Below are 13,247 nucleotides of genomic sequence, written 5' to 3'. Positions count from 1 at the left end.
GGCGCCACTGGTTGAGCTGACTGCTGTACAGGCCCTCACGCCGAAGCATCTCACCGATCTCACCTCGCCGGCACTGGTCGGCCTCGGCGATGATCTGTAACTTGTACTCGGTGCTGAAGTTGCGGCGTGTCCGCCGCTCCTGCTTGGGGTCCGGACTCACCTGGGCCTCGGGTAACTCACTCGGTGCCTTGGGCATCGGTCTGCTCCTGCTGTCGTCGCCCTGAAATCTACATTAACCCATGAAAGGGTTGTATGGCTTCAGGTTGACAGACAGGGGGTCGGCTCGAACGTCTCGTTATGCACTCTTCAGGTACTTATCGAAAAGCCCTTCCATCTGCGCCTCCAGCAGGACTTGATTGCATCTTTCAAGGAAGCCGTAGACTTCAAGCAGAGCGAACGCATTCTTCTTTATTGTCTCTGCGTCCCTACTCGGCGAGAGCTCAACAACAACCTTCGCATATTGTTCAAGCCGACCGTATTCTTCGGAATCGCCCAGCCCCTTTGTTTTCATGTCGCGCCGCGTAATGTCGACATCAAAGGGCGCGAGACCGATGTGCATATCAACCATTCCAGCATAGGTGTCAACGAGGGGATGGCGAGCACTATCAGATTCAGCATCGTACGCGGCCATCACGCCAAGAAGCTGCCCAAGCGCTTCGTTTAGCTCCCGCTGACCTTCGGCCAACTTCGCCTGCCTCCCCTTGTAGTAGTCGAAGAGGTGCTGCCTAGCGCCGAACTCGTTCGTCTGGGAAATCTCAACTAAGCGAGCGCGATATTGCGCATTCGCAACCTTATACGTGGCGAATGCGGCGACAGCGGCCGGCCCGAGGACCTTTATGCCTTCTAGCGCTATCGTACGAATCAGGTCAGCCAGGACAGGATCCACAAGAACTCCTCTTATTGCGCATAACGCCGCATTCAGCGGCTTGTCCGCTGCAATGCTTTGTTAACTTTCGTCTTCATTTTTATCAGATTCATCGCGCATGAACTCTTCAATGCTTATTGTTCTTGATTCCTGCTTTTCAAGGTACTCCTTGAAGTAATCATCGAACTGTTCGTCACGATACCTAAGGATTCGAGGCCCCAATCTCTCCATATCCGAAATGGCTTCGAATATAACCTGACGAACCTCTGGTGATAAGGACGCAAAGCTTTGCCAATCTATACTCACTCTATTCAAAAACTCCTGGCCAAAACGTAGTTCATAAAAAGTTCCGTCAGATCGAACTAGCGCCGAACGACCAAAGGTGTTTCTAGCAGGTATATCTCTCACCTCAACAATATCTACCATATTAAGCAACTCCTCAAAAGACGCATTACTTTCAGTAACAATTGAAAAATCTGGAAGATTTAAGCCAGCTAAAAAATCTGATAATCGACGATACTTTATTACTCCCCTAGCCACCTCGCGATTTTGTGCATTCCCAATTGTAGAGATAACGGCTGTTTTCAGATCTTCAATTTGCTCTGCAATTGTAAATAACTTTCTAGCTTCAACTTGCTGTTCTCTTTGTTCTCTAAGCAGTCTTTGGAATAGTGCGCCCCATTGTTTCTTTAAATGGTTTTCAATATCCTCCAGCTTTCCAAAAGAAATAACACTATTACCTTTATTCCGGTGGCTCAGGAAGCTAATAAATTCAAATATATATTTCGCGCTTTCTGGCTTTTCGATTGAAGGGAATTTAATTTTATCTACCAACTCTTTATTCTTTTGATATACGAAATGATCATGCATTACTTTCTCATCCACAAAGGCAAATACAGGGACTGAGGAATCAATGGCCTTTAATACTTCAAGCTGTGTGATGGAAAGTTTTTCAGGTTTATCTAATACGGTCACATCAAAACTTGAATTTATAAGATTCTCAAGATCTACATTAGAAAGTGCTTCAGGAATTATCCTTCCTCCAAATCGTGACCCTATTAGCACCACTATCATGTCAGCATTTGGCACTTCCTGAAGACAGCTTGTGTGCGTATGAGCTCTTGGATCATACAGAACATCCGAGTATTCGCTCAAAACAGGCTCATAACCGAGTCTCAGCAGAAATGATCTCAGCTGCTCCCTGGCCATGCCAAGGTCATAGCAAGTAGACGAAATAAATATTTTGGGACTTGGCACTATTTCTCCTTAGAAATTTAACAGTGTATTAGACAGAATCTGGGATATTGGCGCTATACAGATTCTGGATAACACCGACATGGCCGTGGTATGACGCAAGCAAAGCGGTCCATACCGTCCGGTTACCAACGCGCAGATGGGAGACCGCTTGGCAACCGAGCTGCGAAGTGGAGGTGTTGTGCGTTTCAGCCCCCCCGGGTTGCCGAAATGAGTGCCAATGCCCTGAGACGCTTGTTCATGGAGCGGGCCTCGTGGGTGTCGGGCGTTGGTCGCTTGTCCCGGCGGTCAACAGTCGCAGGATCAGGAGGGCGAAGTCTCGTTGGCGGTCCGGGTCGTCCAGGACCTGCATGGACAGTTTTTCGTGGTCGGTCATGGCGTCGAGGACGGTGTCGGTGACGCGTTTGGGGAACAGGCCGTGCATCACTTGGTCGGGGCCGTGGTTCTCGACTTGGGCCATTACGGCGTCGTCGCGGCGGATGCGGTCGGCGATGCCATTGGCGAACTGGAGCTTGTCTGCGTCGCTCACCTCGGCGCCGAACAGTTCGTTGAGCTGGTCGATGATCTCGGAGAGGCGTTTCTTTTCCGGGTCGTGGGGCTTGCCGGAGCCGACGTCGGAGACGGGTTTGAGGCCGTCGTAGTCGGCGCCCTCCTCGGCGAGGCTCAGGCGCTGTTCGGCGCGCTTGTTCAGTCGGTAGTGGGTCAGCTCCAGCTCGTCGACGTCGATGGCGTCTTCTTCGATGTTTTCGATGCGCAGCAGCGGGTGCAGGGCGCGAGCGTACACGTTGAGCTGTTCCAGCTCGCGGTCCTCGAAGTCGACGATCTGTGACAGGAACTCGTAGCTGCGTACGAAGCTCTGCAGGTTCTTGCGGAACAGGTCGAGCTCGTCGCGGGTGATGTGGGCGTCCCTCAGCTACTGCTCGGCGCGGTGCAGGCCCGGCTTGTCGCCATTGCGTTCGGCTTCGGCGTGGGCGGCCTTCCAGGTCTGGATCTGCTCCAGCACCGCCTTGTAGCGGGTATGGTAGCGCTCCTTCGCGGGCTGGCAGTAGTAGCTGAGCTGGCTGGCGCCGGCCTTCGGATCGAAGAAGGCGCGGGCGAAGTTCTCGACCTCGTCCCAGTGGTAGATGCCGGCGGCGTCCAGGCTCTTCTGCAGGTCGTAGACGATCTGCGGGTCGGAGACGTCGGCCAGCTCGGCCTTGTTGTAGTACGGGCGGAAGGCCTCGAGGATGTCTTCGGCATCGTTGAAGAAGTCGAGGACGAAAGTATCCTCCTTGCCCGGGAAGGTGCGGTTCAGGCGCGAGAGGGTCTGCACGCACTCCACGCCCTGCAGCTTCTTGTCCACGTACATCGCGCAGAGCCGGGGCTGGTCGAACCCGGTCTGGAACTTGTTGGCGACGATCATCACGTTGTATTCGTCGGTGTCGAACGCCTCGGCCAGGTCGCGGCCCTTCAGTCCCGGGTTCAGCAGCGAGCTGGTCTCGGTCACCTCCTCGGGGATCACTTCGTCCGGCAGCACGGAGCCGGAGAAGGCGACCAGCGCGTGCACGTCGGTGTAGCCCTTGTCCTGGATGTACGCGCGCATGGCCAGCGCGTAGCGCACGGCCTCCTGGCGGCTGCCGGTCACCACCATGGCCTTGGCCTGGCCGTCCAGCAGGTGGCGCACGTTGGCGCGGAAGTGCTCGACGATCACCTCCACCCTCTGCGAGATGTTGTAGGGGTGCAGACGCACCCAGCGGGCGATCTTCGTCGAGGCCTTGCGCGACTCCACCTCCTGCTCGTCGGCGTGCGGGTGCACGAGCTTCCAGGCGGTGGAGTACGTGGTGTAGTTCTTCAGCACATCGAGGATGAAGCCTTCCTCGATGGCCTGGCGCATCGAGTACAGGTGGAACGGCTCGGGCTTGTTGTCCTTGGATGCCGGCCGCTCCGGGTTCGGCGGGCGGCCGAACAGCTCCAGGGTCTTCGCCTTGGGGGTGGCGGTGAAGGCGTAGTAGCTGATGCGCTCGGCCGGCTTGCGCGCGGCCACGGCCGCGTCCAGCAGCTCCTCGGCGCTGATCTCCTCGTCCTCCGGCTTGTCCGTTCCCAGGATCGCCTTGAGCTTGGTGGCGGAGGACCCGGTCTGCGAGGAATGCGCCTCGTCGGCGATCACCGCGTAGCGCCCGGCGGCCAGGTCCGGGCGCTTGTCCAGCGCGTCGAACAGCGCCGGGAAGGTCTGAATGGTCACGATGATAATGCGGGTCTGCTCGGCCAGCGCCTCGGCCAGTTGCTCCGACTTGCTCTGGCTACCGACATCGCGGGTGATCGGCCGCACCACGCCGTGCGCATGATCGAACTGGTAGATGGTGTCCTGGAGCTGGTCGTCCAGCACCGTGCGGTCGGTGACCACCACCACGGAGTTGAACAGCTTGCCGCCTGCCTCGTCGTAGAGTGCGGCGAGCTGGTGTGCGATCCAGGCGATGGAGTTGGATTTGCCGGAGCCGGCGCTGTGCTGGATCAGGTAGCGCCGCCCGGCCCCTTCCTCGCGGGTAGCCTCGATCAGGCGGTTCACCACATCCCACTGGTGGAAGCGCGGGAAGATCAGCGCCTCCTTCTTCTGCCGCTTGCCGTGGAAGTCCTCCTCGGTCTTCTGCTCCAGATGCAGGAAGCGGCCGATGATCCGGAGCCAGGCATCCGGCTGGAACACGCGCTGCCAGAGGTAGCCGGTGGCATAGCTGTCTGCGTCCGGGGGTGCGGGGTTGCCGGCCCCGCCCTCCTCGGTGCCCTGGTTGAAGGGCAGGAAGAAGGTGTCCTTGCCGTTCAGGCGCGTGGTCATCGCCACCTGGTCCTGACTGACCGCGAAGTGCACCAGCGCCCCGCGCTTGAAGGTCAGCAGCGGCTCGGGCTTGCGGGTGACCGGGTCCTTCAGCGGGCGGTCGCGCCGGTACTGGCGCTTGGCGTTCTCCACCGACTGCTTGAACTCGCTCTTCAGCTCCAGCGTGGCGGTGGGGATGCCGTTGACGAACAGCACCAGATCCAGCCGCGGGTTGTACTCGCCGCTGAGCGCGTGCGGGGAATACGAAACCTCCGGTACCACCCGCAGGCGGTTGGCGCGGTAGCGCGCCAAGGACTCGGGGTTCATCTCGTGATCGGGCTTGAAGCTGCACAGCTCCAGCTTCATCCCCGGGGTCTTCACCCCGTGGCGCAGCACCTCCAGCGTGCCGTCGCGCTCCAGCTCGCGGGTGACCGCGCGCACCAGGGCCTTCTGCGGGTCTTGCGGGTTCTTCGCGGCGAACTTCTCCCAGCGCTCCGGCCAGGCGTCCTGCAGGTAGACAACCAGATCCTCGGTGTACAGCGCATGGGCGGCGTCATACCCGCTGGCCGGACTGGTCAGCCAGCCATCGGCGGTCATCCCGTCGATGATGTCTTGCTGGAACTGGGCTTCCCTGCTGTCCGCCATCAACACTTCCTTTCCGGGTGGTTACCACCTCCGATGGCTCCCAATTTGCAGGGTTATGCGCGCAACGGCAAACCGCCATTCCCGTGGCCTGCCCCAGAGTCCTTATGGAGAACGGTAATGCGGTTCCAAAACGCGCCCGGCGCCTGGCTAATGTGCATCGCCTGCGGCGTCACCTTTCAGCGGGTTCCTGGCGGCTTCTTCCTGGAGGCGCTCGACCAGCCACACCTTGATGATGGACTGACGGGTCACGCCGATGCGCGCCGCCTCGCGGTCCAGCAACTCCACCACCCAGGCGGGAAAGTCGACGTTGATGCGCTTCTGTTCCTGATTGACGCGGCGCGCCGACGAGAGGTCGAGATCGCCAACGACGTCTTCCTGCCCTTCGTGGAATTTCCTGTCGAAGTCTTTAGCTTTCATAGAGCTCCACCTCCTTCCTGCGGGAGCGCCTGACGGAGATCAGGCGAATAAGGCCTTCCCTGTAGGTGACGACAGCCGACCAGTGCTTTCCAGCAATCTTCCCAATCAGCAGGAATCGCGGCTCGCCCTCGGACCTTGCACGGATCTCCAGCAAGTTCGGGTCTTCCCACAGCGCCTGGGCGGTCTCGAAATCGATACCGTGCTTTTCCAGATTGGCCCTGCTTTTGGCCTCGTCAAACTGAAACTCATCCATGAGCTTTAATTATACCTTTTTTGCTCAACTAGAAGGAAAGGGGTAGGCGCGACACCGCCAACCGCCATTGAGTACCGCGCCGCCGATCGGTTGAACATGCGCGTGTTCAGCCGGGAGCAGAAACTCGCCAATCGCGTGCGAAATCGATCGGTCACCGGTACCTACAGCGGCGGATCACAGCACTTCAGCGCTGCTTTCGGCGGCTTCGCTGACCAACTGCTCCTGCCATTCGCCGTAGGTTTGGCCGGTGTCCTCACGCTGCCACTCCTTGCGGCCATTGGAGGTTCTACCCACCACCATAGCAGCCGCCGCACTGGGGCTGGAGAATGCGTAGTCACGTGAAAACCGCATGGGGCCATTGCCGTCCGGGACCAGCACACCCTCCTCCACCAGTTGCTCGAACAGGCGTTGATACCCGTGGGGCGTAGGGCCCACCCACGCCTCGCGAGCCTGCGATCCTTCCAGAACGAAGAACTCGCCGTCCGTTTCCTGACCGTAGGCCGTAATGCCGTTCTTGGGGAGCGACATGCGGAAGCGCGGTGAGGCCTCGTCCGGGCTGGACACCGGCGCAGGCCCTGCGACCATATCCTTCGATAGGGGCCGACTGGAATCGCGCAGGAACTCGAAGCCAAGGACCGGGAGGACGGTGCGGATCTGTTCCAGGAAGAAGGCCATGTCGGCCTGGTCGGCTTCGGGCAGGCCGATGTACTCGTGGCGGGTGCCGTTAACCAGGGTGCAGCGGCCCACGCGCTGGGCCTGCTGGATCAGCAGGCTCTCCAGGTACTTCACGTGGGCCTTGGTCAGGTTCTGGTCCTTGCTGGTGATCAGGCAGACCTTCTCCCAGAAGTCCTTGCCGCCCTGTTCCTCGGTGCGGTTGTGCTGCTTGAGACGCTTGCCGACATCATCCGACTCGCCGATGTACACCTGCGGGCGGGCGCTGTTCTCCGCATCCGGCCCCACCAGAAAATACACGCCGGTGCGCCCGCACTCCGGGCGCTGCACCAGCTCGCTCAGCTTGCCGCGCGGCCCGGTGAGCACATGCCCGGTCCAGTTCATGATCTCCGCCGTCAGCAGCCCGTGCGGCGTGCCGTCCACCAGGAACAGGCGGATGCTGCGCCCCTGCGTCATGCCGCACCGCCTTGCGCCGAATACCCGGCCGGCTCCTCGGCAGCCATCGCCCACTCCGGCTCGTACGGCTCGGCTCCGGCCGACCAGCCGCGCACGTCGATTCTGCCGGTGACGGCAGCGGAGATGAGAGAAGTTTTCCTCTCCTCCATCAATTCAACGCCGCGCTCGCATTGCTCAGTCAAGCTCCCGATTTTTTCTAGCTCTGTCCGAACGGTCATAAGAATCTTCGATTGACTCTCAATATCAGGCAGCGAAATCCGGAAAGACCGAATCTGGTCAGAGCTGACGTGTGGAACACTTACGCCAGTGAGCTCAGCTTCCAATGTTCGTTTGAACTCTTGGCTGGCGAGAACGAGCCAGAGAAACTCCTGATCAAGCCCGTTTTTTGGTCGAATCCGGGCGACGCGCTGCAACAGTAGTGCCGGCAAATCTTCCCGAGAAACCTTAGCGACACGAGCACCCCCTCCAATCCACGGGCGGTCCATCCCCAGAACCAAATCCCCCTCACGAAGAAAATATTCTTCTAAACCAGCGATCTCCTCCTTTGGCCAAAATACAGCTTCATTCCAGCTAATTTTACCGACTCCGACATTGATGCCCCTCAAGAGACGTATACCACCATCAATACGGAATCCTTGACTGGAAAACGCGTATCCAGGTAGCAGATCAATGTAATATCCGAGACGACCTTGGGTATTGCTTCCATGGTCGTTGATCGCGTGGGAGATCACCGCCTGCCGCTTCTCCTTCAGCAGTTCGATCAGCCGCCGCTGCTCCTCGATCAGCGCATCGATCTTCCCGGTCTCGTGGTCGAGGAAGGCGGCAATCTCACCTTGCTCCTCCGGCGGAGGCAATGGCAAGCAGAAGTCTTTGACTTGAGAAGCCGTCAAAAGAGGCTGAGCCGTGGTCGACACGTCGATCGAAAAATCTTGTGTAGTCGCCCAAAAGTGCAAGTAGCGGACGTCAATTGCTTGAGCCTCATCAACAACCAGTGCGTTGTCGGACACCGAAAACCTTCCGCTCGCAAAATTCACCGCGCCTGAAGACCCTACCCGGCCTACAAGCACTTTTGGGCTGCTATACGAGAAACCATCTGAGAAACCGATAACACCGTTAGCACCGTAAAGCGGGACGTCTCCACGATCGGCCCTCCCATCAGTTCCACTAGAAACCGACGCGTGCCACTTGAGCTTTCCAACAAACCAATGCGCCGGCACCTCGCCCAGCCATTCGACGCCGGAGTCCTTGTACTCGGGATACTTCGGAAAGGTCATTAATGGGGCCTTGTCTATGCCACACGGGCAACGCACGAACGCGGCTGGTTCAGCCGGTGAGGGATTCTCGATGCAGCCAGTCGTGCTGCTCGGCCCGGGCGCGTAGCTGTTTGGCCTTGCGCTCGATAGCCTTGCGCCCAAGGTCGCTGAAATCGATGACGGCGTGTTCCGGAAATGGATCTGGATCTGGGCATACAGGCAGCTCCAGCTCCGCACATTCCCGCACGTAGACGCCCATCACGCCGATGGAGAGGTGGCCCAGCGTACCGGTGTAATGAGCATGGGCCGCCAGGGGGCTAATCTGATCCCCGTCGTATACGGACAACTGGGCTCCGTCCTTGGGTGTAGGACGAAACGCCTGTGAGGAGACTCTTCCGCTCTGGACAAAGGATGGATGCACTTGGCGCAAGAGCAGGGTCTCGGCATTCATTCATCCACCCCACCCACCTCACGCAGGCGGCGAGCCAGTTCGGCCCACCCGCCCGAGCTCGAAAGCTCAATGTCGTCGAACACTTCGCGCCCGGAATTCAGGTCGAGCAGATGCCATTCGCCGGTCTGCGCCGACAGATCAATGTCCAAGGTGATCTCCTGATCACCGGATTTCCATTCGGCCTGAACGCCCCCTTCTGCCGTGGGGAACACCCAGGGCAGCCGGAGATCATCCGGGTAATGCCATTCGAACTGACGCGCCAGCCAATCGAGCCCCGACTCCAAGGGTGCCCGGCCTTCCGTGCCGTCCAGCCAGCCGTCTCTGAGCGCACGAAACTCGTCGAGCCGAGCCGGCACATCCAGCGGATCGAGCAGACTGACATGCTCCACTGATTCGATGTCCTGAAGCTTTCCATCGCGCTTACGGCGGCCAATTCCCTGAAGCAGCACTCGCTGGCCTTCTTCGTAACGATTGAAGGCTGCACGAACGGTATCACCATGCTGTTCCTCCAGTGGCGCAACAACCCGCGGTCCGTTCACGATCTGGAGCGAAAACGTCCGTCTTTGCTGATCCATTTCGGGAATCGTGCCTCGCAACGCAACTTCTTCACTTACCGCCTCGACACGCCCCGAGGCCCAGAGCAGTTCATGCCGCGTCTCCTGCGATAGATGGGAGCGGAGCTCGGGGTGCTCTGGACGGAAATCGACGTACTCTCCTTCGCGCAGCCCGCGGCCAATCCGGTCGAAGTAACCCAGTAGAGAAGCGGGCAGATGGGCCTCGACGGACCCACCGCTACCAGCAGCAGCGATCGCTTGTACAAGTCGTTCGCGGGCCTGTTCAAAGAAAATTACGGCTGCCGGTGGAAGCAACTCACCATCTGGGGTCTTAAGGTCAATTCGCGCAATGGCGCTGCCCGTGTCGATCGCCCTTAGGTGCAGAGAGATTCCATCGGTGAAGCCTCTGGGGATACGCTGGCGGCCGGGGTGCGCTTCGCGATAGCAATGCTTCGCGATCTCCACCACCAACTCTTCCAGAACCGCCAAATCCTTGAGCAGCTCCAAGGGGATGGTGTGCTGCCGGAAGCGTTCCCCAACCAGTTGGGGGCTGAGGAATTCGCTCATGAGCACCTCCCCCGACAAAAAAACACCCGCCAAAGTGTGCTTCCGAGAGAGGCATGGCGGGTTTGTCCAATGAGCAACCCCCCGGTTTGGGCGTCGACGCGAAACACTGCGCAATACGCCTGGGGGGTATTGTTGAATCTGAAGCTACGGAATCTGTGTGCAATTTGCAAGCACGTAGCGGCCGTGCCTCTCCTTCACGGCTTACGGCCTGGTACCAGCAGGCCAGCCCGCTTCACCCCGACAGCTCCTCGATCATCTGCTTGATGCGGGTGGTGACGGCCTTCAGGTCGGCGTCGATCTCTTCCAGCGGGCGCGGGGGCTGGAACACGTAGAAGTGGCGGTTGAAGGGGATCTCGAAGCCGACGATGCCGATCTCGCCGTCCTGTTCGTCGCGCTTGTCCTGGTCGATCCAGGCGTCGGGGACGTGCGGCTTCACCTCGCGTTCGAAGTATTCGAATACGTCCTCGCCCAGCGGGACGTTCTCGGTATCGCGCAGGTCGCTGTCCGGTTCCGGGTTGCCCTTTTTGTCGGTGCAGAGGTCGGCTTCCGGGTCGCGTTCGCTCAGGCCGTTCCACACGGCCTTCAGCGCGGCGGCGGGCAGCTTCACGTCCAGCGCCTTCAACTGGGCCTTCAGGTCGGTCAGGAAAGCCTCGCGGTGGGTGTATACGCGCTCGGCGTCCAGCCGCTCGCAGGCGGCCTGGACGCCCAGGCGGGTGGTCTCGTCCAGCTTCTGGATCGGCTTTTCGGCCAGCATGCGTTCGATGCGTTCGGGGCTGGCCTGGAAGTTCAGGCGCAGCGGGCGTTCCACCGTGATACGGCGGTAGCCGAAGGCCTCGTTGGGGAAGAACTTGCTCTTGTCGCTCTCCTCGAAGGCGCCGTAGCTGCGTACGATGGCGTCGATGTTGGCGTCGTCGATGTACTGGCGCTTGGAGCCGAGCGACTTGCGCATCTTGGCGTAGCGGTCGGTGGCGTCGATGAGCTGCACATGGCCGCGGCGCTCGGCCGGCTTTTTGTTGTTCAGCACCCAGATGTAGGTGGCGATGCCGGTGTTGTAGAACATGTCGGTGGGCAGGCCGATGATGGCCTCCACCATGTCGTGCTGCAGCAGGTAGCGGCGGATCTCGGACTCGCCCCTGCCGGCCCCGCCGGTGAACAGCGGCGAGCCGCCCTTGCGCGGGTCGCGCATCTTGCTGACCAGGTGCAGCAGGAACAGCAGCGAGCCGTCGGACACGCGCGGCAGGCCGGGGCCGAAGCGGCCGTTGAAGCCCTTGTGCTGGTGCTCGTCCACCACCTGCTTCTGGACCTTCTTCCACTCCACGCCGAACGGCGGATTGGCGAGCATGTAGTCGAAGTGCTCGTCGGCGTGCTGATCGTCGGACAGGGTGTTGCCAAGCTTGATGTTCTCGACGTCCTGGCCCTTGATCAGCATGTCCGCCTTGCAGATGGCGTAGGACTCGGGGTTCAGCTCCTGCCCGTGCAGGGACACGCTGACATCCTGGCTGATCTGCTGGATGTACTCCTCGCTCTCGGACAGAAATCCGCCGGTACCGCAGGTCGGGTCGTAGACGGTGACGATGCCGTGCGGCTGGAGCTTGTGGTCCTGCCCGGTGAGCACCAGCGAGGTGGTGAGGTGCACCACGTCACGCGGGGTGAAGTGCTCCCCGGCGGTGTCATTGGAGCTCTCCGCGAACTTGCGTATCAACTCCTCGAACACCAGCCCATGCCGAAGTTGGACAGCCGCGCGGGGCGCAGATCGATGGCGGCGAAACGCTGCACCACCTGGTACAGCAGGTTGTTGCTGGCGAGCTGCTCGACGTAGTCCTCGAAGTGGAAGTGGTCGAAGATCTCGCGCGCGTCCTTGCTGAAGGACTCGATGTAGCTCATCAGGTCCCCGGCCGTCTGCGTATCCGACAGGCTGGCCAGCGACAGCGGCGATGCGTTGAAGAACGGCTGCTCCGCCGCGCGCAGGAGCAGCTTTTCGCGCACGGCATCGGGTTTTTGCGCATGTTCGCGGGCCGCCGCGAGCACCGTGTCCCGGGTTGGCTCCAGCACGCACTCCAGCCGCCGCACCAGCGTGAACGGCAGAATGATCCGGCCATACTGCGATTGCCTGAAGTCCCCCCGCAGCAGATCGGCTACCGACCAGATCCACGCAGCGGCTTCCGAATGACTTTCCGTGTTCAAGCGCGACTCCCCTGTCCTTTTGTCTCGGTTGCCGCAACCGGGCGCCTGTGCGTTCGATACGCAACCGTCCGCCCGGGGCTAGCGGCACAGCGCTCTACGTGCGGCGCGCCAGGTACCGTTCGATCCAGCGGCCCAGGCCCATCAAAAGCCCGTACGCCACAACCGCCGCCGGGGTGGTCGCTCCGATCGCAATGGATAGTGATGACATAGTTTCCTCCAAACGCTCTGACGCCACCGCGCTACCCGATTTGCGGCGCACAGGCGCGGATACCGGCGCGGGATGGCGCATTTCAGTGTGGCCGCTAATGGACGCGACCTCAACGCGCGACGAGGCCCATGAGCCTGTCGGGTGCGGGTGATCCTCGCCAGCGTGGCAGGAGAGTGAGCCCCTCTTTCGGCCTCGCGAGGCGCATGGCGGGGGCGATGTACGAGGGAAAGCGGGAAAAGGGTCCGTTGTCCTGCACGCGCAGCCGATCCGTCCCCGATCCTGCAGCTCCTGGCGCGCCCCGCACCCATGCCCCACGCTGGCATCGCGTCGGGATCGGCCGTAAGGTAGACGGATGGACATGCTGACAACCGAACAGTCCCGGCACATGATCGATACGCTTGCCCCCCTGATCGGGATTCAGGGCGAGGTGGACGGCTGCATGGTGGAGCTCGTCGAAGTGCTGGACGAAGGGCCGCGCGGTCTCCCCGGGGTGGCGTTGATGGAGATGGGTGCCGCCCGCGCGATCCAGGCGAACCAGTACGGGAATCCGCTTTGTCGCCAGTCCCGTATTCGCACCCTGGCCGTGCTGTCGGAGGTCGAGCGCGACCTGCACCCGGTACTGCGTCATTTGTTGCCGGAAGACGTCGTGAGCGAACTGCGTAGCCTGCTCAGTCGCTGAC

General features: G+C 60.3%; 9 protein-coding genes and 3 pseudogenes. 1 reads left to right on the top strand and 11 read right to left on the bottom strand.

Going from position 1 to position 13,247, the window contains the following annotated elements; genetic code table 11:
- The 11 genes and pseudogenes from G332_RS0112100 to G332_RS12975 form a co-directional block, all read right to left on the bottom strand.
- Nucleotides 1-196 (bottom strand): annotated as a pseudogene (locus G332_RS0112100) (IS3 family transposase); the annotation flags it as partial.
- A 99-nt stretch (nt 197-295) separates the two neighbouring features.
- Entirely contained in the window at nt 296-886 is a 591-nt protein-coding gene (locus G332_RS0112095) for a hypothetical protein (protein WP_019627253.1), read from the bottom strand.
- A gap of 60 nt (nt 887-946) precedes the next feature.
- Nucleotides 947-2,122 (bottom strand): DUF4062 domain-containing protein, encoded by a 1,176-nt coding sequence (locus G332_RS13420; RefSeq protein ID WP_156000847.1) that lies wholly within the window; start codon nt 2,120-2,122, stop codon nt 947-949.
- A 235-nt stretch (nt 2,123-2,357) separates the two neighbouring features.
- Nucleotides 2,358-5,552: pseudogene (locus G332_RS12980) on the bottom strand (type I restriction endonuclease subunit R).
- A gap of 147 nt (nt 5,553-5,699) precedes the next feature.
- A complete protein-coding gene (gene brnA / locus G332_RS0112085) occupies nt 5,700-5,969 on the bottom strand; it encodes a type II toxin-antitoxin system BrnA family antitoxin (protein ID WP_019627250.1) in 270 nt (89 codons plus the stop codon).
- Nucleotides 5,959-6,222, bottom strand: a complete 264-nt coding sequence (locus tag G332_RS0112080; RefSeq protein WP_019627249.1) for a BrnT family toxin — start codon at nt 6,220-6,222, stop codon at nt 5,959-5,961. The genes brnA and G332_RS0112080 overlap by 11 nt, the downstream gene beginning before the upstream one ends.
- A 174-nt stretch (nt 6,223-6,396) precedes the next feature.
- Nucleotides 6,397-7,350: a GIY-YIG nuclease family protein gene (locus tag G332_RS0112075; protein ID WP_019627248.1), complete on the bottom strand. Its 954-nt coding sequence runs from the start codon at nt 7,348-7,350 to the stop codon at nt 6,397-6,399.
- Entirely contained in the window at nt 7,347-8,624 is a 1,278-nt protein-coding gene (locus G332_RS0112070; RefSeq protein ID WP_081619812.1) for a restriction endonuclease subunit S, read from the bottom strand. Before G332_RS0112070 ends, G332_RS0112075 begins: the two co-directional genes overlap by 4 nt.
- Before the next feature lie 49 nt (nt 8,625-8,673).
- Entirely contained in the window at nt 8,674-8,949 is a 276-nt protein-coding gene (locus G332_RS0112065) for a hypothetical protein (RefSeq protein ID WP_019627246.1), read from the bottom strand.
- Between the two features lie 101 nt (nt 8,950-9,050).
- Nucleotides 9,051-10,175, bottom strand: coding sequence for a hypothetical protein (locus G332_RS0112060; RefSeq protein ID WP_019627245.1), 1,125 nt, complete (start codon nt 10,173-10,175; stop codon nt 9,051-9,053).
- A 232-nt stretch (nt 10,176-10,407) separates the two neighbouring features.
- A pseudogene (locus G332_RS12975) lies at nt 10,408-12,359 on the bottom strand (N-6 DNA methylase).
- Nucleotides 12,360-12,919: 560 nt separating this feature from the next.
- On the opposite strand from G332_RS12975, the gene G332_RS0112050 reads away from it, so the two are divergent.
- The gene (locus tag G332_RS0112050; RefSeq protein WP_019627244.1) at nt 12,920-13,246 is read left to right on the top strand and encodes a hypothetical protein; all 327 of its coding nucleotides are present in this window, start codon (nt 12,920-12,922) and stop codon (nt 13,244-13,246) included.
- Nucleotide 13,247: the final 1 nt, after the last annotated feature.

This window comes from Thioalkalivibrio sp. ALJT, from assembly GCF_000381825.1.
Taxonomy (GTDB): Bacteria; Pseudomonadota; Gammaproteobacteria; order Ectothiorhodospirales; family Ectothiorhodospiraceae; genus Thioalkalivibrio.
This window is presented reverse-complemented; position numbering and strand designations above follow the sequence as displayed.